The 20,157-nt window shown below is 42.1% G+C and carries 24 protein-coding genes; all 24 read right to left on the bottom strand.

All coding sequences use genetic code 11. The annotated features are described in order from the left end of the window. Positions 1-136: 136 nt before the first annotated feature. Positions 137-520 (bottom strand): plasmid mobilization protein, encoded by a 384-nt coding sequence (locus tag K5G00_RS25770; RefSeq protein WP_238769388.1) that lies wholly within the window; start codon positions 518-520, stop codon positions 137-139. A gap of 223 nt (positions 521-743) precedes the next feature. After that, positions 744-1,418: a DUF3945 domain-containing protein gene (locus tag K5G00_RS25765; RefSeq protein WP_238769387.1), complete on the bottom strand. Its 675-nt coding sequence runs from the start codon at positions 1,416-1,418 to the stop codon at positions 744-746. Positions 1,419-1,438: 20 nt separating this feature from the next. Then, positions 1,439-1,954: a PH domain-containing protein gene (locus tag K5G00_RS25760; protein WP_238769386.1), complete on the bottom strand. Its 516-nt coding sequence runs from the start codon at positions 1,952-1,954 to the stop codon at positions 1,439-1,441. Between the two features lie 14 nt (positions 1,955-1,968). After that, positions 1,969-3,912 carry a YWFCY domain-containing protein gene (locus tag K5G00_RS25755; RefSeq protein ID WP_238769385.1) on the bottom strand — a complete coding sequence of 648 codons (1,944 nt, stop codon included), beginning with the start codon at positions 3,910-3,912 and terminating at the stop codon, positions 1,969-1,971. A 69-nt stretch (positions 3,913-3,981) separates the two neighbouring features. Then, on the bottom strand, positions 3,982-4,782 hold the full coding sequence (locus tag K5G00_RS25750; protein WP_238769384.1) for a DUF4138 domain-containing protein: 801 nt from the start codon (positions 4,780-4,782) through the stop codon (positions 3,982-3,984). Beyond that, positions 4,779-5,930: a conjugative transposon protein TraM gene (gene traM / locus K5G00_RS25745; protein ID WP_238769383.1), complete on the bottom strand. Its 1,152-nt coding sequence runs from the start codon at positions 5,928-5,930 to the stop codon at positions 4,779-4,781. Before traM ends, K5G00_RS25750 begins: the two co-directional genes overlap by 4 nt. Beyond that, entirely contained in the window at positions 5,905-6,237 is a 333-nt protein-coding gene (locus K5G00_RS25740) for a hypothetical protein (RefSeq protein WP_238769382.1), read from the bottom strand. Before K5G00_RS25740 ends, traM begins: the two co-directional genes overlap by 26 nt. Positions 6,238-6,248: 11 nt before the next feature. Next, positions 6,249-6,875 (bottom strand): conjugative transposon protein TraK, encoded by a 627-nt coding sequence (gene traK, locus K5G00_RS25735; RefSeq protein ID WP_238769381.1) that lies wholly within the window; start codon positions 6,873-6,875, stop codon positions 6,249-6,251. Positions 6,876-6,908: 33 nt separating this feature from the next. Further along, a complete protein-coding gene (locus K5G00_RS25730) occupies positions 6,909-7,862 on the bottom strand; it encodes a hypothetical protein (RefSeq protein ID WP_238769380.1) in 954 nt (317 codons plus the stop codon). 7 nt (positions 7,863-7,869) lie between these two features. Beyond that, positions 7,870-8,580: a hypothetical protein gene (locus K5G00_RS25725; RefSeq protein WP_238769379.1), complete on the bottom strand. Its 711-nt coding sequence runs from the start codon at positions 8,578-8,580 to the stop codon at positions 7,870-7,872. A 14-nt stretch (positions 8,581-8,594) separates the two neighbouring features. After that, positions 8,595-9,245 carry a hypothetical protein gene (locus K5G00_RS25720; RefSeq protein WP_238769378.1) on the bottom strand — a complete coding sequence of 217 codons (651 nt, stop codon included), beginning with the start codon at positions 9,243-9,245 and terminating at the stop codon, positions 8,595-8,597. 54 nt (positions 9,246-9,299) lie between these two features. Further along, complete coding sequence (locus K5G00_RS25715; RefSeq protein ID WP_238769377.1) at positions 9,300-11,720, bottom strand: TraG family conjugative transposon ATPase; 2,421 nt, start codon at positions 11,718-11,720, stop codon at positions 9,300-9,302. After that, positions 11,717-12,010, bottom strand: a complete 294-nt coding sequence (locus K5G00_RS25710) for a DUF4133 domain-containing protein (protein WP_238769376.1) — start codon at positions 12,008-12,010, stop codon at positions 11,717-11,719. Before K5G00_RS25710 ends, K5G00_RS25715 begins: the two co-directional genes overlap by 4 nt. Before the next feature lie 73 nt (positions 12,011-12,083). Further along, positions 12,084-12,398 (bottom strand): DUF4134 domain-containing protein, encoded by a 315-nt coding sequence (locus K5G00_RS25705; RefSeq protein WP_238769375.1) that lies wholly within the window; start codon positions 12,396-12,398, stop codon positions 12,084-12,086. A 19-nt stretch (positions 12,399-12,417) separates the two neighbouring features. After that, positions 12,418-12,780 (bottom strand): hypothetical protein, encoded by a 363-nt coding sequence (locus K5G00_RS25700; protein WP_238769374.1) that lies wholly within the window; start codon positions 12,778-12,780, stop codon positions 12,418-12,420. Between the two features lie 344 nt (positions 12,781-13,124). Continuing rightward, a complete protein-coding gene (locus K5G00_RS25695; RefSeq protein ID WP_238769373.1) occupies positions 13,125-13,433 on the bottom strand; it encodes a hypothetical protein in 309 nt (102 codons plus the stop codon). Positions 13,434-13,569: 136 nt separating this feature from the next. Further along, positions 13,570-14,256: a P-loop NTPase family protein gene (locus tag K5G00_RS25690; RefSeq protein ID WP_238769372.1), complete on the bottom strand. Its 687-nt coding sequence runs from the start codon at positions 14,254-14,256 to the stop codon at positions 13,570-13,572. Next, positions 14,219-14,731, bottom strand: a complete 513-nt coding sequence (locus K5G00_RS25685) for a hypothetical protein (RefSeq protein WP_238769371.1) — start codon at positions 14,729-14,731, stop codon at positions 14,219-14,221. The genes K5G00_RS25690 and K5G00_RS25685 overlap by 38 nt, the downstream gene beginning before the upstream one ends. Continuing rightward, entirely contained in the window at positions 14,728-15,024 is a 297-nt protein-coding gene (locus K5G00_RS25680; protein ID WP_238769370.1) for a helix-turn-helix domain-containing protein, read from the bottom strand. The genes K5G00_RS25685 and K5G00_RS25680 overlap by 4 nt, the downstream gene beginning before the upstream one ends. A 117-nt stretch (positions 15,025-15,141) precedes the next feature. Beyond that, entirely contained in the window at positions 15,142-15,384 is a 243-nt protein-coding gene (locus K5G00_RS25675) for a hypothetical protein (RefSeq protein ID WP_238769369.1), read from the bottom strand. 315 nt (positions 15,385-15,699) lie between these two features. Next, the gene (locus tag K5G00_RS25670; RefSeq protein ID WP_238769368.1) at positions 15,700-16,551 is read right to left on the bottom strand and encodes an RteC domain-containing protein; all 852 of its coding nucleotides are present in this window, start codon (positions 16,549-16,551) and stop codon (positions 15,700-15,702) included. 462 nt (positions 16,552-17,013) lie between these two features. Further along, positions 17,014-18,006 carry a sialidase family protein gene (locus K5G00_RS25665; protein WP_238769367.1) on the bottom strand — a complete coding sequence of 331 codons (993 nt, stop codon included), beginning with the start codon at positions 18,004-18,006 and terminating at the stop codon, positions 17,014-17,016. 281 nt (positions 18,007-18,287) lie between these two features. Continuing rightward, a complete protein-coding gene (locus K5G00_RS25660; RefSeq protein WP_238769366.1) occupies positions 18,288-19,343 on the bottom strand; it encodes an alpha-L-fucosidase in 1,056 nt (351 codons plus the stop codon). 37 nt (positions 19,344-19,380) lie between these two features. Continuing rightward, positions 19,381-20,139, bottom strand: a complete 759-nt coding sequence (locus K5G00_RS25655; protein WP_238769365.1) for an HpcH/HpaI aldolase family protein — start codon at positions 20,137-20,139, stop codon at positions 19,381-19,383. Between the last annotated feature and the right edge of the window lie 18 nt (positions 20,140-20,157).

The following is a 20,157-nucleotide window of genomic DNA, read 5'->3' as shown; positions in this document are numbered from 1 at the left end:
TCATCGTACATAAAAGGATTGGAAGAAAGGGTATTTTTACTATCAAAAAAAGCAGCAACACCCTGTTTTACTTTTTTCTCATTGTACATGAGGGCGTTTTCAGTGCTGGCAACCTGGTGGATTTTAATTACCATTATTACCGGGGTTCAATTTTATCCATGTATTGCTGCAGAATGGAAAAACATTTTTCCAGTTCAATCAAAACCTGCCTGAAAACTTTCCTGTCAGCACCGGAAAACTGATAAACAGGATGAGTATTTAAATTTTTTGCAACCTGGTTCAGGTTCACCCCGATTTTGTTGAGTTCATAATCCAGTTTTTGTGTTACCCGGATAAAATCCTCACTGGCCTCAATTCTCCGGATTTCCCTTTTCCGTACCAGTTTGGCACGGCAAAAATCGCTGATGGTTCGATAGCCTTCTTTTCCGCATCTTTGCCGCAGCAACTTCTTTTCCAACTCTGAAAGCCGAATGCAAATCAGTTTATCCAGTTTTTCTGTATCGCACGTTTTGGGTCTCATTTTATCATTTTAATCCTTTGGATTAATCAGGCTTTTATCCCCCGGATAAAAGTCCCTGCCGGACAGGCACAAGCGTTTTTGTATTACAAAAACACATCTTGCATTCCCCTGCCCCGAAGGTTCTTTCAAGCCTTTTTTCCGGGCTTTTCATTTTCATAAAAAAAAGAAAGAGAAACCTTTTTTTAACTGTTCCCCTTTCTTCAAACTATTCGTGTAAAAAATATCAGCTGATCTTTTGTTTGGCGCCTTTGGACTTTTCCTGTTTCTGTTCCAAATCTTTTTCCTTCTCCTGTTTGAACCCGGAAAAGTTAATGTTCCGGTTGGCCGCATCAATCTGCAGTGTGGCGCCAAATTTCTTCCCGTTGCGTCCCGTCATCCCGGAAAGGGTAACCTTCTTCCCGGCTGCCAGTTTTTGTTTCTGTTCTTCCGATAAGCTTACGCCCTTAATCTTGTCCGGCAACTGAATATGCTTTGTCCGGAGCGCTATCAGCTCGTTTGTCTTGTTGTCAATGGCCAGGTAATAATTGTCTTTTTTCCCGTCCCGTCCTGTCAGTTCAATGGTTTTTCCCAGGTTCTTATCTCCCAGCAGAGCTGCTTTTTCCTGTTTGCTAAACTTGTGCCCCATGTATTCATCGGGAACAAAAAGCCGTTGAATCGGATGGACTTTTACATTTACAGAACCATCCTCCTGCTGTTGCAGGCGGATTTTTGCAGGTATCTTATATTCCTGGCTATCAATCCTGGCCTTTACAGTATAGAGTTTTTCCGAACGGAAACCGTTCAGAAAATCCCTCAGTTCATTGCTCTCCATATGATTTACAAAATCACGGTTTATCCCTGCTTTTTCCAACTGCTCAAAAGGGATGTCTTCTTTGTTCATTCTTGTGTATTGTTCCATAACTTTACTTATTATAAGTCTCAATCGATTTCGTAAACGTGTTTTTCCTTCCGGTTCAGTTCTACCAGACCGCGAAGGACAGTATAGACTTCTTCCGGTTTGCGGATGGCTTCCAGCCGGAAGACCGGAGTGGTTTTGTCAGAGGTGTAAACAACCAGGGTGCCCAGACCAAAAAAACGGTACAACAACGGCCGGTCCACTTGGAAATCCTTTATCCGGTATAACTCAATATATTCATGTTTGCGGTGAAAAATCCCGGATGTATACTGCAGCTCTTCCGGATTAATTTCATAGCAGATACAACGCGTTTTCAGTAAATGATAACAAAGCAGGAAAAAAGCTGCCGACAACAGGTAAACAGGCAGACCCAAAAGATACTTTTCTAAAGTGCCCGGGAGAAGTCCTGCAGGTATAAAAACTGCAAGGCTTTTATCCGGGATAAACTGAAGGGGCACAAAAATCAGGAACACAAAAAAATGTCCCACGTTAACCAACTGAGATGGCCTGCGTTTGATATAAGTTGTATTTTCAATCATATTACGATTTGTTTTTATAGTTTGTGATTACTGTTCCGGTTTTGGGTTTCTCTAACAATGCTTCGGATATCATTTTGTATCCGTGTCCGGTTACGCTCCATCGTCTCGCCGACATTGTCAAATTCATAAAAGTCAGGGATGGGAACATAGTGCTTCTCTTCCCGCTCAGGGGCCGGTGTGTTTGCTTTTATCCGGCAGTTAAAATTTTTCTGGCTTATCCGCTCTCCAAAATTATCCGCAACCTGACCCACCATTACACCCTGTGCCAAAGTGGCTATCTTTCCTTCCGGTACCAGGTAGTCCATTTGTGTGGAAAATGAAGTGGATTGCGTATTGCGGCTGATATTTACAGACTGCCGTTCCTGCAGAATCTTTCCCATACGGCTTTGTATAAACCGCGCCGTGTCCCCGACACTCTGACCGGCAAATATATTCCCGATATTGGTCAGGATGGCATTGGCCTGCTCTTTTCCGTAGTCTCGAATCAACTGGTCAATGGTCTGTATGCCCAGTAAAGTTGAGATCTGATTGCTCCGCGCTGTTGCTATCAGCGTATCCAGTCCGCGAAAATAAATCGTTGCCAGTTCATCAAAAATCAAAGAACATTTATGCTGGTACTTCCGGTTAATTACTTTCAGCATCCGTGTTATAAACAGTGACAGCACTGCTCCGTACATCTCAATGCGAAGCGGGTTATTGGCCAGGCAAACTACTTTCGGATGGTGCGGATCGTTGATGTCAAGCGAAAAATCATCTCCCGAACAGATCCAGTATATCTCCCGGCTGATGATCCTGGATATCGCAATCTTCAGGCTGCCCAGTTGTCCTTCCAGCTGCTCATGGGCTCCCCGTTTATGGGCATTGACAAATGGATTGATGATTCCTGACACATCACTCTCCCGAGAAAGAACTTCAAATAGTTCATCGTAGTCCAGTTGAAGCAGCTCGATGGCATGCGGCAGCGTACAAAACATTCCGCCACGGTATTTTTTCAAAAACCAGATTACCGCTGCAAAAAAGGAAACCGCGCTTTCCGAAAAAAACTCTCCCTGACGCCGTATCCAGTCACGGTTCAGATTATAAAGTACCGTCCTGGAGGATTCAAAAGCATCGATGGTATTTTCCATCAGCTCAGGGGACAGCGGGTTACAACGAAAGGATTTGGGGATATCATCAAAATTGATAACATAAAATTTTGTGTTCCGGGGTAATTTCCCGCTTTTCCTTGCTTTTAAAAAACGGTTATACACCACCCCGGAAAGGTCAGGGTATTTAAAATCGTATACGCACATGGCAAAACCTTTGTCCAGGTGTTGACGGATAAATGGCAACACCACCGAGTAGGATTTTCCCGAACCGGGCGTGCCAATCACCATGGTTCCCCGAAAAGGATTGACTATATTTATCCACCCTTCCTGTTCCCGCCTGCGATGCCGGTACTGCGTGGGAAGGTTTACAGAAAATGCATTCGCAATTAAGCTCTTCTCCTGCGGAAAACTTTCATTCTCGCGGTTAAAACGGTCTTTCATCAGGTTGACATTGATCAGTTTGGAGGTGTTGTCAAAACCAATATTCAAAACCACAAAACCGGTAAAAGACATCAGCACGTAAAGCAGAGGCTGACGGCTTTCAAAAACAAGGCTTCCCCAGTACAACAGCATCCCTGCCAGTACCTGGAAAACCAGAACGGAAACTTCCAAATCCCTGTCTTTTTTACCTCTTGTGCCCACACAGGTTATCATCAAAAATCCCAGGCAGGCCAGCTTCGATGAAAGCGCACAGGACAAAAATTCAAGCTGCTGCAATTTCTCAACAACGGGGTAAAACTCAGGAATGTGCCAGCCAAGCCCTCTGAAAAATGCCAGCTGACCCAGGTAAAGGGAAAGGATTAGCAGCAGGTAGCTAAAAAAACGAAAACCTTCATGCAGCTTCTCCAGTTCCCGGGATTCATTATTCATATGGAAGCCCCCCTTAATCCCCCAAAAGGGGGGAATTCAATTGATAAATTGTTTAATGTCGTTTTCATTTTATTTTAGTGTGCGTGCATGAAGGATATCCCTGTTTTTAATTTTCAAACAAAGCTGGCGCCCGGTGTTGCCCAGCGCTGTTTCAAGCATCTCTATTTTTAAGACCCGCTTACCCGGAATCGTTAGTTTGGAAACCACAAATACTTCTTTTAATGTGGTATTCCCCGGAATACTTTTTAACCCGTAATACTGATAAGAGGGGTACACCGCGAATTCCTGCACATTGGTGGCTTTTACCTGTTTCCTGTCGGTTATCCACCAGTGAAAATCTTCAACATCATACGTAATGTTGGTTTTGTTGGTGACACTCAGCTCAAAAAACAGCAGGTCATTGTTCTGCCAGATATTTTCCACACGAAGTACAATGCCTTCTTTTTTTATCCTCCTGCTTTTGTGTTTCCCTTTTTTAAACAAGATTTTACGGCTTAACTCAGCCAGTGCATATTCCGGAAGAGGACCTCCCCCGCCCGTGCCGGTGCGTTCTCCGGAAAAAGTACCCAGATGGTAAATGATTTCGGAAGGGCTGCCGCAGCTTACAAACAGGGAATAGACTTTTCCCCCGCTGACAAGGGTCAGGGAAGATTCCCCCTCAAAATTTCCTGCCGCTTTTACCCGTACAAGGTTCAGATGCTCAGGGACAATCTCGCAAATTACACTTGCCGGGTCTCCGGATAACAGGTAGGTAACTTTTTCAGGGCATACGATATGGCTTGCCTTGCCGGTACACACTTCTATCCGGTTTTGACCGTAAAGCCCCAACCGCATAAAACACAGGATGAATAAACTTACTAAAATTCTCATGGCTCTTGATTTTGATTTTTTAAATAAACAAGGGTGTTCTTTTTAACCGTAACTTTTTTCAGGCGGACCCTCTTCAGCAACGTCTGTGCTGTGCGATCCGCGGTTCGGAGACCGATATACGAAAGCGCATTGTCCCTCGTGCCAAAAAGTGAAGAGGTGCTGCTGCCGCTGCCCACTTCTTTACTTACCTTGCGGGCAACATTGTCCGGAACATACAACCCCGCCAGTCCGTCCAAATCGTGGATGGCAAGTTTTACAGGAAAAAATTCTTCGCCGGCGGGCATTTGAGTGATTTCAATATGCAGCCGTTCGTTTCTGACTTTACAGATACCGTAAATGAATGTGTTTTTACGAACTTCCTTTTCATTTACCCGTGTATCTTCCAGCAAGCGAAGTTTTACCCGGTTACCATCAAACACCGTGGTTGTTTCATAGATTTCAGCTTTGATTAAACTACTTTCTTCATTGTTTTTGTTGAAACCTGCAACGGTTCTTTTTTCGAGAGAGAAACCTGCATTTTGCCTTTTTTCGATTTCTGCCAGCCTGCTCCGGCTTTGTTCAAGGTAATATTTCAGTGAATCGTTTTGACGGTTCAGGGTAATATTCTCATCAAACACTTTATCCAGCTCCTCAATGCCGGTGGTTTGTTTTACCGATTCCTTTTTAGGTTTGCAATTTTCTTTTTTGATAGAGAAACCGGTGTATTGCTTCTGAGGGACAGGTCTGATTTCTTTCTTTGGTCCCGGCTCCGACAACTCATTTCTGGCTTTCTGCTCCTGTCTTTTGATATGAGCCAAAAGGGTTTCAGGGAGTTTTTGATTCTGTTGTGCCAAAAGGGATAATTCTGCTTGTGTGGAATCAACCGGAACTTGTTCTGTTTCGACAGTATCAGCACTCCGGGCTTGTGCGTTCGCCCATTCATTGGCAGCCTCTTGTTGCTGATAGGCCTCCATTTTATCAAATATTTCGATGGACTTTTCAGCTTCGGGCAGAAGATAGTTCGCACCGTCACTGGTCAGGGTTGTCTCCTGCTCTTTCTTTCCGGCTCCTTTTCCTCCGCCCAGCACGTAAAATATTACTGCTGCAAACGGAACCAGCACCAGGGGCAATATAAACAGCCCTTTATTGCTTTTCAGATAGTTCTTCACGGATAATACTTTTTAAATGGTTTTCAAATGAATCAACAGGCAAAACACCGGCAGACCGGCCTGCCGGTTTCTTTATATCATTTTCTTTTCCTGCTGCCGGTAAGATTATTTGCGATGTTTCCGGCTTGGATGACCGGAAAAGCAGAAAGGACAAAAGAAAAAGAACAAAAATCCCGCCTGTTATCAGTATCCATTTTCTTTTCCTTTTCCTGCTTGTCAGTGATTTATCCTTGGCATCAAAATCATTTACCCAGCGGGTAAAACAGCTGATGTCTTTAAATCTTTGAGTTGTATTTTCTTTCTTCATAATGCTGCCCCTTAAAAGGATTTGCGACGAATGGTTTCTATATCGTTGTTCTCAACGATGTGCCAGTTTTCCATCAGAAAACCGTGAGGATTATTGTCCGTACGTGAGATGTTCCGCAGGAAACCGGTTGTTTCCAGGTTGCGGATGGTGATATTGGATTTTCGAACAATCTTTTGTTTTCCACGGTAAGTAAAACGGTAAGGATAAGTGGAAAAATCCAGGCTGACGGAATCAGACTGTATAGTCATACTGATGTCCGAGGCAATCACCTGGTTATACAGGTTGTTTTCCTTAAAAGACTGGTATTGGTCCATCGCGGAACGATCTGCAAGGTAAAGGGCTTCCCGTACATTGTTTTCAATGTATTCTTTATCCGGTTCGAGGGTGAAAAAAAGCTCGTGGAAACGTTTTATGTGGTCACGGGCTTCAGCAGTCCGGTTTTCCGAGATGTCTTCCCTGAGGGCTGCCAGAAGGGACTTCCCGTTATCCAGTACATAAATTTTCTGTTTGGACAATTCCACCATACCGGCTGATAACGTGTACACATAGGCACTTACTCCAACCAGTGTTATACTGATTATCAGTAATACATAGACCGTAAAACGGAATTTGCGTTGTATGTCAAATATTTTTTTCATTTTTTTTTCTGTTATCAATACTGAAACCTTATGCTACTTCACAGCTCCCCTGCTTACCGCCATCACTGCTGCTGTGCGGACCAGTCTCCCTCCTCCTGACCTCGTGCCTGATGCCGAAAGTATCCAGGATGCGATTTTGGGCACCATGGCCATCCCTACAATCCCGAAAACAGGGACTATCAGGTTCGAGACAAAAAACATCCGGGGCTGGTAAATCACCATGGCATTGATTTGGGCAATTTCCAAATCCAGTACATATATCAGGATTTCCTGGACAATGGAAAGGATAAGCAGGGCAACGGGCAGGTAAAGGTTGACATTTACAAAACGCGCTATCCACTGAAGATAGTTGTCCTGGAAACCATCAAAGATGGACAGGGCAAAAACCAGCGGCCCGAATATGACCAGCAGCACACCAAACACCGTTCGTAAAAAAGCTACCAGGTAAACCAGCACTTCAAAAAAAGATTCCAGTAACTGACGCAGGGCATCCATCAGGTAAAAACTAACCTGGTTCTGGACAGCGCGCCCGCTAATGATGTTATAACTAGTCAGGAGAAGGTTTATCCCCTTATCCCAAAGGGCTGCTTCCTTTTCTTCATTTTCGTAAAACAGCGGTAAATCGGTGGACAGAATAGCTTGTTGTTTTTCTTCCAGCTTCTCTTTGACAATGTATTTTTTATCTGCATACACTGCCTCTGAAAGCGCTGTCAGTCCTTTGGTGGGAGCAAGAAGAAGGTTCACAAAAGGCCCCCAGAAAGTAATCACCAGTAACAGGGCAAACGGCCTGAGCAGTGGCAGTATCGAAACAGGATTGTCTGCTATCAGTTGCTCGTAAATCCGTTTGGAGATATAAAAAAAAGCGGCTATTCCGCCGGTGGCTCTTGCCAAATCAACCAGTACACGGGCGTGGGTAACGCCCTGCTGAACCAGAAAATCTGTAAAACGAAAAAAATCACTTGTCGTTAATACCTGCAGTAACATCATTTCCGGGTTATTGAGTTAAAAATAAATAGCTGGTAATCTCTTCGGTGTAGTTGCTGAAGTAACGGATTTTGGTATATGTATAATCCACCTCTCCTGATAATTTATTCAGCGTGGCGCGGATATCTGAAAAGGCTTCGAGTTTTTCACCGTGCCCGGTTTGCAACAGGTTGACCATTAAAAAACGCAGCAGCAACCGGTCGGCTTCTTGCTCAAAAATTTCCTTTACTTTTGCGGAATAGGGCAAATGGCCTGTCCTGTCAATCTTACTGTACACCCCGATAAACTGGTCTGCCAGTTTGTACAGGTCTTCCAACCCCTCGGCCTTTGCGTTAAATATTTTTTCTCCAACCAGCTTCTGCAGGTCCGTATTATCCTTTATCTGTACGGTTTCATCATGCCTGCCTTTCATATGGTGATGTTCCAGCATTCTGGCAGCAATCCGTACAAAACCGGTTACAGTAGCACTGCGAATCCCGGCGGCATCGCTTACCGGCATGGCAACGGCTTCAACATAGTAATGTGTGGGCCAGCTTCGGACAAAAACATGCGGGACGGGTATCAATCCTTTGAAAGAGATAAACGTCAGGGGATAACTTTCTTCCATATCAGGATACATGCCTGTCCACTTTTTTACATCAATGATTTGACTGTTGGCAGATTCCGGAAAGGAAAACATAAAACAGGCAATAGGCATGATAATCTGAATCATTTTTTTCATGGCACTGATTTTAATTATTTATACAGGCTGTAATACAGGGCAAAACTTTCCAGGTCTCCCGACTCATGGCTTTTCAGATAGGATGCGTACATGAGTTTATTGTACAGGTAGCAAATGGTACCGTAGTGCTGTTTCACACCCAGGTAAATTTCATTGATGGTATCATAGCGTTGTTTATCATCCATCATAAACAGGTCATCCTGAAGGATGGAGTTCAGTACGCTGTTCACCAGCTGCCGGCTGTCCTCAAGCACCAGGTCAAAGGATTGCACAATGGCAACGGCCTGCTGCGGGGTAAAATTTTCATCCTGAACAAGCAGGGGAACTTTTTCGGTGTAGATGTTTATTACCTTGTTCAATATTTCACGGGTTTCCTGTACCCGCCTGTAATCTTTAATCAGCTCGGAAACTTTCTCCAGGCTTTCCAGCATCTTCTCATCAATACCAAGTATCTCCCCGGTAAGACCTTTGATATCGCCGTTCAAAGCTTTTATCAGAACATTGTACAGGTTGATCTTGGTAAGAATACCTTCTTCCTGTACCCAGAGCGCTTCGCGCTGGATCCCGGCTCCAACATCGCTTACCGGCGCCTGGGATTTTACAGGCTGTACAAAAAAAACGGTGCTTAAAGCAGTAAGTAAAACGGGGAATAAATAAAATCTCATGGTTTTTGTTTTTATGGTTTTTATAATATTTCTTTTTTCCCTCCCTGGGAGGGATTAAGGGAGGCTATTTAATACTTCCAATACAGATTTTTCCCTGTTTAACCTCCCGAGGATTTCTTCCTTTTCCTTTTGTTCCGTTGTATAGCAGTAGTATTCGGGCTTGCTGACTTCCAGCGCAAAAACACGGGAGTATTCTCCCAGAGAGATAAACACTTCTTTAAATTTCCGGTCAGATGGAAGGTTTTTGTTGACGGACAGGATTTGCTCTTTCTGGAATTCATTTAACCCCAGGAACCGGCTGATTTCATCAAACTTGTTTTTAAACTTGTTCATGTCCAGCAATATCCTTGTATCGGCATTATTGATAATGGCATCGCGGATAACGGGTGACGAAATCACATCGTCGACCTCCTGGGTGACCACCATCGCCTCACCAAAAAACTTCCGGATAGTTTTAAAAAAATACTTGATAAATCCCGCCATTTGAGGGGTAGCTATGGCTTTCCACGCTTCTTCCAGACAGACTACCTTTCGGACACGTTTCAGCCTGCGCATCTTTTGCAGAAAAATATCCATGATAATAAGCGTGGCTACCGGAAAAATTACAGGGTGGTCTTTTATTGAATCCAACTCAAAAACAAGGAAAGGACAGGCAAAAAACTCATCGGTGTTCATGGGCTTGTTCAGCAGGTAATCATATTCGCCCCCTTTGTAATACTTGCTGAGGATAAAGAAAAACTCGTTGCTGTTAAACTCAATGGACTCATCTTTGGCAAGGCGCGGAATGATTTCTTTGCAGAACTCGTAATAACTGTTAAACGAGCGTTTCTTTTTGATGTTGGTCTCAAAATAACGGTTTACAGAAAAAGCAATTACGTCTTTTTCCATTTCTGTCAGGTTCTCCTTGTAAATGGTATAAATCACCGAAAGGATGGTTTGTTTTTTTTCAATGTCGGGTTCCCCGTCCACCACAAAAGGGTTAAACGAAATGGGATTGGTTTCGGAAAATTCCACCAGCTTTGCCCCGCCTTTGTCTTTTAACTTTTCATCCAGGTAGCGCGTCAGGATTTCGTAGCTGCGGCCGACATCCAGCAATACAATATGACAATTGCCGCTTTCTGCATACTGCCGGAGCAAATGGTTGGTAAAAAAGGATTTCCCGGAGCCGGAGCCGCCGATAATGATTTTATTGCGGTTATGGATAAGGTGCTTTTGCATCGGCTCATCAGACAAATCAATTTTTACCGGGCAACCTTCCTGCCGGTTGGAAAGATTAATGCAGAAATCAGAGCTTGTATTTTTGACTCCTCCCTCAAAATTCGTCAGGCAGCAGGCCTGAGGAACCTGCGTTATAAACAGTTCCGTTTCCGGCAGTTGCGTGGAAAAAGGCACACAGGAAAAAAACAGAAGCGGCAAATCAAAAGTGTGCTGGTAAGGGAAGCAGTTCATCTGCGAAAAAGCAGAGGCGGTTTCGCTTTTGTGCTTTTTGAGTTCTGAGATGGATTCATCAAAAAGCATAACATTATAATGCGTTTTGACGATTTTCTCGCCTGAAACCTGTACCGTATCCAAAAAATTTTCAATCAGGCCTGCATTGACTTTGTTTTCCGAAGAAAACCGGGACAGGCTGTAAATCTTTTTGTGGTTGTTTTCCAATCCGGCTTTTACTTCCTGCTGAGCCGGGACATAGATAAACTGGTTGGTAATGTGTGAAAACGGCAGGTGCCAGGTCACCGGGTACACCATGGATACCGGAAGGCCGGTACGGGGATGCCCGGTTGTGGGCCTTACCTCTGCCGGCAAATGAGAAAAGTCGCTTAAACTCAGGATTTCTACAAAGCGGTCCATCACCCGAAGCCGGTCCCGGAAATCGATCCCTCCCAGCAACGGTTCTCCTGTCCTGAAATTAAGCGTTAAATACCGCTCAAGTAATCCGGTGGCATTTTCATTTCCTATTACTTCTTCACGGACAACAGGTGTTGCTTTTATTCCGCTTTGACCGAAAACGGAAACCAGGTTGGAACGCAGCTCGAGTATCTTCTCGTTCATCTTTGTTTCCTGTAACTTGTGTTTGCGGGAAAACAGAAGGGATGAACCAAAATAATTTTTCAGTAAGCCTGTATTCAACAGGCTGATATACAGGAAACATTCGTGCTTCAAAAAAGGCCTGTCCTGAAAATGTTTCGTATAATGCAGGTTCAGGCTGTTCCGGTTTCTTTTTCCGGAACTTTCCCCGGAGGCATCAAAATGTTCCGCAAAAAAGAAATCCTGTTTGTGCAGCAGGGTGTTTTCAGGTAACAGGTTTACGGCTCTCTGAAAAGTATCATGGTACAAATAAAATTGCTCAGTACTGTTTGACAACAGTTCCGGCAGTTCCGGTTTCAGACCAAAGCCCGTATCGAGGTTATTCGAAACCACGGTGTCACCATTAAAGCCCAATACGGGAAGGCTCTTTTCTATGGGTTTTACTTTCATCTGAGAAAACGTTTTTTAATGGTGATAAACTCCGGTAGCTGACGGGAAATCTTCTTTTTACCCCACCCTGCGTGTCCGTATTTTTTCTGGATTCTGTTCAGTCGGTACAGCCAGGCAAAAAACAAGGGTACGCAGACCAGAACGGCAATAAAGGTTCCGGCAAGGATATATAGCAGTACAAACAACAACAGGGCGCCAATGATACCATACAGGGCCGAGTATACCAGCCGGCCGGAAAATCCCTTGATGTAAAGGTTCGTATCAATTTTTTGGATCGTGTAATTTTTCATAATAATGACCGGGTTAAGTACCCCCTTCGCCAATGACTGTATTGCCAAAGGCAAAACAGGGGTACAGATTCAATTAAGAAAAGAATGCGCGGATGACTACTCCCACAAGGATTAAAAACAGGCAGGCGCCAAACCAGCCCATGATGGCTTTCTGGGTGTCCTGGTCGCCGCTTTGCCACTTGATATACACACGTACGCCGCCAATCAGCCCGACTACTGCCCCTATGGCGATAATCAGGTTGGCTACCGGGTCGATATAACTGCTCACTTCCGTTGTAGCCTGGTCGATACCCGCGGAGCTTTGACCCAGGCTTTCCAATACACTCAGTGTTAAAAGGGCAGTTACTGCCTGCCCTTTTCTCAGGAAACTTCTCATTTTTGTTTTCATGGCTTTCTTTTAAAATGGATTATTGTTGTTGATACTGGAATTTCTGCAGGATGGACCGAAATTCCGGATGGTTGTTTTTCGTGAATTCGTCAATGATGTAACCTTCTTCTTCACCGGTTTCTTCGTAATATACGACCTCTAAAGGGATGTCTTCATTTGGATAAAGAATTAACCCCGAAGGAAATGAGTTGGATGATACTCTTACCGGGTGAAGTTCTGACTTTGGGAGTCCTTCATCGGTACACATGTCTTCATAGCAAAGAGATTTCTGGTGCTTCTTTCTGAAAAAACAGAAAAGAATAACCAACACGTACCAGGCTAGTAATATCGCCAGTATAAATCCGGTAAATTGTTCCCAACTGATTGTATCTAGTCCAAACATATTCTTGTTTTGTTTAAGCATCTCGTTTACCTGGGCAAAGGTGAGATTCCTATTTCTGATTTTCGCCCAACTTGGGGGCACCTTGGGTGTTTATTATTGTTAATCAGAATTTTGTATGAAAATCAAATTTGGTGTTGTTTGACGGTATTTGATGCCCTCCCCGGAAAAAAGTACTGTAGGGTGGGGGCAAAAGTCTTCAATGAAAATGTTTTTTAATGAAAATATTTTTTTCAAAAAGAAAAGAAAAAAGGTCAAAAAAGAAAAGAAAACCATGTAACAGCCACCCGGGGCGAAAATGCAGGGCTGGCACACCTTTAATTTGTTTTGGCATAAACTTTAAATCATTATTGTGCCACTTGCTTTAGCCTTGCATTTTCAGGCTGTGATGGCCAGCGGGCAGGATGGCTAACTTTGGATTTCTTTTTGTTTTTTTTTGATAAAAACAGGTCTAACCTGTTAACAGTTATGTGGGCGGGGAAAGGCAAATGCGGCTCTGCCATGGCGTGCAGCGAATAATTAGGAAGGAACGGTGTTTGTTTCCGGTCTTTGAAAGAGAAGTATTGGCGTTGGAACAAAGCCGGGGACGGACGCAGTGACGGTGGCGACGGAATGAGCGGAACAAATAAAAGGGTCGCTTTTGCCGTGGGGTGCATCAAGGCTCTTTTCCCGGACTGAGAACCGGCGACCGTTCCCGTGAAGCATGAGCGGGATTCAGGGAGGCACCGGAGCAGGGTGGGAAATGTGCCGGTGCACTGGACATTACCTGAAAAAAAATGATAACCCGGCTTTCTACATCCGTTTATCCCTGGAATTTTTGTCAAAGGCAACCAGGTTAAACATCTCCCTTAGACGGCTACGGACACGGTTGCCGTAAACGGATTCCAGTTCCGAAGCAGAAAGGTTAGTGGTTACATGGGTGGGAATTCTTTTGGAAACAAACAAATCATACCGGCTAAGCAGGATTTCTGCCATAACATTACATTCATTACCAAAGTACTTCTGCGGCTGTTCTATTCCCAAATCATCAAAACAGTAAATTCCTGTGGTGTTTATATTTGTACCCATGTGCACAGTCGGTTTGCCGTAACGGGTAATTACACGATAGCCTTCCTTTTCAAATTCGAATGAAATTTCACGGGTAGGTTTGATTTTGTATTGTTTGTTTTTAGGGAAAAACCAGTTGAGAAGAGAAAACAGCACTGTTTTTCCTGCACCAACGGGACCTGCTAATAAAATACCTTTCCCCGGATCCAGGTTTCTTTTTTTTGCCTCTTCAGTATCGCCGATGGCATAGACCAGCAGGCTCAGAATAAGGTTGTGGTCTTCCGGGTAAATACGGAAATGGGAACCATACTGTTTTTTCCCCTGGATCTCCAACCATTGACGGCAATCTGAAAAGTTAAAATTATACACCCCGTTTTGCAACCGGGCAATATCGTTATAAGGGTTCAAAATAGTCCTTGTCGGTGTTGACATGGTGCACGCTTTTTCCGTTGATTTTTTTTCCTTTTTCCTTTTGTATAATTTGAGAGGATTCCTGTTTATTACCGTTTGTAATGTTTGTATTATTAATAGGCGTCCCACCTCGTGTACTGGTTCGTGTACTGGTTCGTGTACCTTTTCCGGTATCATTTCGTGTACCGGCTCCGGTACCGGTTCCCGTATCAAACCGGGTACAGGAAACTTTTCTACCTGTATGAAAATTTCCGGAGGGAGAGTACTCGATATATCCCCAGTCATTGAGCTGTTTCATGCACCGGGCATAGGTGTTTTTTGAACCTATCCGTGAAAGTTGCATCAGTTCCTCCCGGTCGACCGGAAACGGAGTTCGGAAACGGCTCCGGTTCCAGCACAGGAACAGCGCCATATACAGGCTGATATGGTATGCTCCCATCCTCTCATCCCCGGAGAGGCGATCAAAAAAGCCGCTCAGGTGTTTGATGTAATTCATCGGGAACGGGGAAAGTCGAAGCGGTTACATACCTGGTTTTCCCGGAGCATTTTCTGGATGTCTTCACAGTTGTAATACATTGTGCCCCCGATTTTGGTATAAGGCAGTGTCCCGTTGATTCGCAGGTTTTGAAGGGTTCCCGGGGAGATGTTAAGTAGTTTTCTTACTTCCCAGGATTTAAGCCATTTTTTTGAAGGCTGGCCATTGTATTCTTTGAGTATTTTTTTGATTTCGTCGAGGAGCTCTGTTTTAAACTCCCGTAAATCGTCTGTGGTGACAATTTCTGTTGGCATAACTTTTTAGTTTAAAATGAAACATTTTGAGTTCTGCCAAAATTGTCACTTTTATTCTATTCCTTTTCCCAAGGTGCTCCCAAGTTGGGCGACTTTTTTTCTGTGTTTTGTAAAGTTCTAAAAGGAATATTCCGGGTATTTTTCTTTTTCACTTCTTTCTTTTACACAATTTCGGTGGAATATCCGTAAGGATTGGATTTCTTCGTCTGAAAGCATATGAAATGCGTTCATTTGTTTATCAGGATTTTGAAGATGGTGATATTTTAGAAACGGACAATCATTTGTTGTTTGGTTAAACGGACAGTGTATAAAGGCGCCTACGATATCAATGTTTTCTATGTTCTTTTTTGTAAGGTACATTTTGTTTATGGTTTTGGTATCCGTCTGTCCCTTTCGGATATGCTACAAAAAAGAGCGTGGGACAGTAACATTATCTGACCTGAGGTGCCGCTAAACACCCGTATCACAAATAAGTTAAGCCCACGCAATGCGCAGGCGTTTACTTATACTCCTGTGATACTTTAAAATTAGCGGTTTTCCAGATCAAGAATAAAAGCTAACGCTCTTATATTTTACTTATGTCTTTATCTTCGTTTCTCTAAACGATTCATTTTTTGCAAAATTAATATGTTTTTCCATAATCAGGAAAAAGCCTGTTTTTTTCTCTAAAAATCATTATTTGGCATCTCCATCGTCCATCCGCTTCAACAGCCATTGTTTCAGCCTATCCAAAAATTTGGTGCGTTCAGTTTTCCGGTTACGGATTTCGTTAAAGGTGTGATAAAAATCGCCAAGGTCAATATTAAATACTTTTTCAAAGACGCCTACCAGTCTCTTTATCTCTATTTTTCCGTTATTTATGACTCCACAACTGCAAAGGGCATAAATTAACTCAACAAGCGCTATTTTTTTGCCTGTCCAGATAACGTTTGGGAAAAGGATATCTTCTGAAAGTTCTGAAGCCGGAATAGTCTGCTCCAGCTTGTCCAGTTCTTTTTGGATATATTCAGTCAATAAGTCGTGCGCCAGCAGGGTTGATAAAGTACAGTCCTGCATGGTAGAAAAACTTTTGTCGATTAAAAAGTGCAAGCTGTTTAAATTGGGTGGAATTTCCGTGTTGTCACGGGTGTAAAATTTTTTGTCCAGGAAGGTCAGTCCCCGTTTGTGGTACTGGTAAAACTCGATGTTTTCATTGTGATATTTATCTATAGCTTCAAGAATTTGGGAGAAGTAGTTTTTCAGTACATTGGATGTTCCAACAGGTTTGCGGCAAATGATTTTAAACAAAGTTCCATAGTAAATAAACTTACTGTAAACCCGGGTTTTCTGGCATTTGAAAAAATGTATTTCTTCTTCCTGCGTTTCGAATCCCCGGGTAACGACTATGTCGCGTAAGTCAAGCAGGGTCAGGGAACACAGGTTTATTGCCTTTTCCATAACCATGAGTTGCGGTTCCTTACTTTCGGTTAGTTCCTGAAGCAACTTTTCAAAATCACTAATGATTTGTTCTGGATTGGTAACATTCATAATTAAGGGTTTTTGATTGGTTTTAAATTTTTAGTTGTCTGATTTATGTTTGTTTCTCAAAAAAACTGTGGCAACAAATACCACAGGTTTGCGCTAACTAATTAAGCTATAGATAAAAATAAATCCACAAATTTGGATATTATATTACTGACATTATTGAGTTTTGCTCCTAGTGTAATGATATTCAGCGGATTAACATATTTTCATCTCTCAATACATTGTTTATTACCCGTTTCATACTAATCCTTTTCAACAGTAAATCAAATCCACAATTCATCCATACTTTATGTGTTAACATAATACGTTTATTTTCAATTTGTTCACTGACTTTTACTCCAAAAGAGAATAGACATTTTGGAAAAGAATTCTTCCATACTATAGATTTCGTTCGGCTATTTACAGTTTCTAAACCAGTCGGTAACCAGGTCGCTTAACTTTGGTGTCATTGAAATATTCATCATGTCAAGGATAAGCTAAAATTGCCCGTTTACCTCCTCCAATTTTCCATACTTCTTTATTTTCATTGTTAAATCCTCCTAGTGGATTGGCAAAATGAGTAGACCATATTACTAACATACCTTCTTTAGTAAAGCAGACAGAAGGATAGATATTTTGCCTGTCGTTAAATTCCATTCCTTCGTCATCAACAATAATCGGTGCAGACCAAGACCTCCCTTTGTCTGAAGAAATTGAATAAGCAAGAGGTGTTCGCGGGAAAAATGCTCCGTCTTTGAATGGTTCCGCATGATTATAAAAAACAATTAACCGACCATCCGGAAGTATTTTAAGGGTTAATGGAGAACAGGCTGCAATTAACAATGTTGGCTCAGGATTTGACCATGTCTCTCCTCCATCGGCTGACCATGACCGATATATACAACCTTTTCCGGTTCTGCTGAGCATTATAAGCTCATTTTCTTCTATTTCAGCAATACAAGGTTCTGCCATTCCCCTTTCATCTTTCAAAGATGCATGTTTACAGGATTTTTCCCAATTCACTCCACCATCATCACTAAAAAGACAAAGGCTTATATTACGCCCTCCTTCGTTTGATCCAAAATCTTTAGGCATATGGCTAACAGGAATAACAATGCGACCATTACTTAATTGGACTATGCGGTCATTCATTACATACCAAACTCCTTCTGTACTGCCTAATACTTTTGCCGAGCTCCAAGTTAAGCCATTATCCGAAGAAAAAGAGATTACCGGTAAGCCACCACCAGATAATCCTTCAACATGCCGATGAGAAAGAAATGCTAAACGACCATCCTGCAACCTTATAAAAGAAATACCACCATCGCTAATCATTCCAGGTATTTCCCAATCCATATTCATCCGACCTTGTTCCTGCCAGGTACGTCCCCCATCCATACTACGATAAAACATTGGCGTTGGGTATTTAGCTGCAATTTCCACGAAATTGGCGGGAGGCCTTCCCCATGGTGCAGCCATAAGTATCTCTCCATTTTCTAATAAAAATGTGCCAGGACCAATAAATGCACGTTCAATAGTGTGATGAATAAATATCTCTGGTTCAATAATGAATTCAGCATATTCAAATAATTGTTGAGTGATCGAGTCGCGTTTTAGTATACTATGATGAGCTACTGCAAAGGCATCGAATGAACCCGACAATAAAAGCAGGAACAAAAGTTCTCGTAGTTTTAGTAGTTTTATTTTACCCATGAATTATTTTATTCTAAAAAATTTAATCTAAATCTTTTGTCGATAAACTATTCGTCCTTCAACATTTTACCTACTTCTAATAAGATTCTTGCAGATTCTTCCGGAATATCACCATTACCGTCAGGCCCTACATTTAGGAGAAAGTTACCGCCTTTATCATTTATATCTTTTAATTTTTCATAAATTACCTCAGGACTTTTCCAGTCGGTATCTTTAATTTTAAACCCCCAGGAGTCATTTATAGTATAACAGGCCTCCCAGTAATAATTCAACTTTTTATCAGGATGGAACTGCTCCGGCGTTCCAAAATCCTTTTTGAAAACTTCACGTTTTGAAACACGGTTATTAATAATAATGTCAGGTTTTAATTCGCGGATATACTGATATAAATCATTACCGTCTTCAACAGTCCAATAGTCAGTCCAGTCACCATCAAACCATAAAATTTCTGTATCGTATTTTTCGATCAATTCTTTTATTTGATTTTTCATATACTGAACATACTCAGACTTTTTCCCCTCATAAAGTGTTGGATTTTGCCAACGTTTGCGGGTTACTTCACCTGCATCGGCATCAGGAATATCATGAGATGGATGATTCCAGTCTATAATACTGTAATAAGTGCCAAAATGGATGCCATGTCTTATGCAGGCATCAGACAATTCTTTTATAAAATCGCGACCGACTATTGGTGAATTTGCAATATCGTATTCGGTGAATTCTGAATCGAACAAACAAAATCCTTCATGATGCTTGGTGGTGATAACCAAATATTTCATGCCTGCATTTTTTGCCAGTTGGACTATTTTATCAGCATCAAAATTTTCAGGGTTCCAAGTGTTTATCAACTTCGTGTAATCCGACTTTGGTATTTGTTGGTTTGATTGAATCCATTCAGCATAACGTCCTTCGTCGTTTCCGTTGTAGGTTCCACCTAGCTGACTGTATAATCCAAAATGGATAAACATCCCATATTTGGCATCAGTAAACCATTGCATTCGTTTGGCAAAATCTGCTTCTGATTCTTTTAAATAATCCTTCTTCTCCTGGATACAACCAGAAAAAACACTAATTAGCAATATTAGTACGAGAAATTTATTCATGTAATTTAAATTATTTAAAATATGTAATTTAAAAAATTTATATCCTTTCGAGTTCCCTATAAATATTAGAACAAGCATTATAAAAAATCCCCACGTCCACCTTGTAGGAAAGATAGCGTACAGCTAAGTCTTTCCACATCTTTAAGTCAGCAGGTGTTTCTACAAACGTTCCAACCACTTTATTGTAATGTGTAGCCTTCTTTACCACCTTTTTCATCGCATCCACAACTTTAGGGTGATTTGTTTCTCCTGGAACACCCATTGACTGGGATAAATCATAAGGGCCAATAAAAATAATATCAATGCCCTCTACTTTTAGAATACTGTCTATATTCTCAAGGCCTTTTTTCCCTTCAATATGGATAATAACCAGTGTATTATTATTGGATTCTTTAAAATATTCTTTTTTGTCTTTTGACGAAAAACCTGCTGCACGGACGTAACGACAGACACCGCGATTGCCCAACGGAGAAAATTTTGCCGCATCAACAACCTGTTGCGCATCTTTTTCATTATTTATTTGTGGTACCTGAACTCCCTGCGCCCCAATATCAAGGGCTTTTGAAATTAAAGATTCGTTATTTTCACCGACCCTGATTATCGGTGTCAGATTATGAACCAATGCTGCTCTTACCAGGTTTTGAGCTGTTTCTATGGAGTTTGGTCCGTGTTCCAAATCAATAATTACAAAATCGAACCCCGCCAATCCAATACATTCAATTATGGAAGGGTCAGATGATTTTGAAAATGGCCCGATGGAGTGTTTTTTATTTTTAATATTTTCTAACAGTTTCATTTTTTTCTTTTTTAAATA

The sequence above is a fragment of the Maribellus maritimus genome (assembly GCF_022267315.1).
Taxonomy (GTDB): domain Bacteria; phylum Bacteroidota; class Bacteroidia; order Bacteroidales; family Prolixibacteraceae; genus Draconibacterium; species Draconibacterium maritimum.
The sequence above is the reverse complement of the archived record's forward strand: the minus strand, read 5'-3'. Positions and strand labels throughout refer to the sequence as shown.

Coding starts and splice junctions, on each gene's coding strand:
- K5G00_RS25770 (WP_238769388.1), bottom strand. CDS start 520: ATGAGACCCAAAACGTGCGATACAGAAAAACTGGATAAACTGATTTGC.
- K5G00_RS25765 (WP_238769387.1), bottom strand. CDS start 1,418: ATGGAACAATACACAAGAATGAACAAAGAAGACATCCCTTTTGAGCAG.
- K5G00_RS25760 (WP_238769386.1), bottom strand. CDS start 1,954: ATGATTGAAAATACAACTTATATCAAACGCAGGCCATCTCAGTTGGTT.
- K5G00_RS25755 (WP_238769385.1), bottom strand. CDS start 3,912: ATGAATAATGAATCCCGGGAACTGGAGAAGCTGCATGAAGGTTTTCGT.
- K5G00_RS25750 (WP_238769384.1), bottom strand. CDS start 4,782: ATGAGAATTTTAGTAAGTTTATTCATCCTGTGTTTTATGCGGTTGGGG.
- K5G00_RS25740 (WP_238769382.1), bottom strand. CDS start 6,237: ATGAAGAAAGAAAATACAACTCAAAGATTTAAAGACATCAGCTGTTTT.
- traK (WP_238769381.1), bottom strand. CDS start 6,875: ATGAAAAAAATATTTGACATACAACGCAAATTCCGTTTTACGGTCTAT.
- K5G00_RS25730 (WP_238769380.1), bottom strand. CDS start 7,862: ATGATGTTACTGCAGGTATTAACGACAAGTGATTTTTTTCGTTTTACA.
- K5G00_RS25725 (WP_238769379.1), bottom strand. CDS start 8,580: ATGAAAAAAATGATTCAGATTATCATGCCTATTGCCTGTTTTATGTTT.
- K5G00_RS25720 (WP_238769378.1), bottom strand. CDS start 9,245: ATGAGATTTTATTTATTCCCCGTTTTACTTACTGCTTTAAGCACCGTT.
- K5G00_RS25715 (WP_238769377.1), bottom strand. CDS start 11,720: ATGAAAGTAAAACCCATAGAAAAGAGCCTTCCCGTATTGGGCTTTAAT.
- K5G00_RS25710 (WP_238769376.1), bottom strand. CDS start 12,010: ATGAAAAATTACACGATCCAAAAAATTGATACGAACCTTTACATCAAG.
- K5G00_RS25705 (WP_238769375.1), bottom strand. CDS start 12,398: ATGAAAACAAAAATGAGAAGTTTCCTGAGAAAAGGGCAGGCAGTAACT.
- K5G00_RS25700 (WP_238769374.1), bottom strand. CDS start 12,780: ATGTTTGGACTAGATACAATCAGTTGGGAACAATTTACCGGATTTATA.
- K5G00_RS25695 (WP_238769373.1), bottom strand. CDS start 13,433: ATGCACCCCACGGCAAAAGCGACCCTTTTATTTGTTCCGCTCATTCCG.
- K5G00_RS25690 (WP_238769372.1), bottom strand. CDS start 14,256: ATGTCAACACCGACAAGGACTATTTTGAACCCTTATAACGATATTGCC.
- K5G00_RS25685 (WP_238769371.1), bottom strand. CDS start 14,731: ATGAATTACATCAAACACCTGAGCGGCTTTTTTGATCGCCTCTCCGGG.
- K5G00_RS25680 (WP_238769370.1), bottom strand. CDS start 15,024: ATGCCAACAGAAATTGTCACCACAGACGATTTACGGGAGTTTAAAACA.
- K5G00_RS25675 (WP_238769369.1), bottom strand. CDS start 15,384: ATGTACCTTACAAAAAAGAACATAGAAAACATTGATATCGTAGGCGCC.
- K5G00_RS25670 (WP_238769368.1), bottom strand. CDS start 16,551: ATGAATGTTACCAATCCAGAACAAATCATTAGTGATTTTGAAAAGTTG.
- K5G00_RS25665 (WP_238769367.1), bottom strand. CDS start 18,006: ATGGCTGCACCATGGGGAAGGCCTCCCGCCAATTTCGTGGAAATTGCA.
- K5G00_RS25660 (WP_238769366.1), bottom strand. CDS start 19,343: ATGAATAAATTTCTCGTACTAATATTGCTAATTAGTGTTTTTTCTGGT.
- K5G00_RS25655 (WP_238769365.1), bottom strand. CDS start 20,139: ATGAAACTGTTAGAAAATATTAAAAATAAAAAACACTCCATCGGGCCA.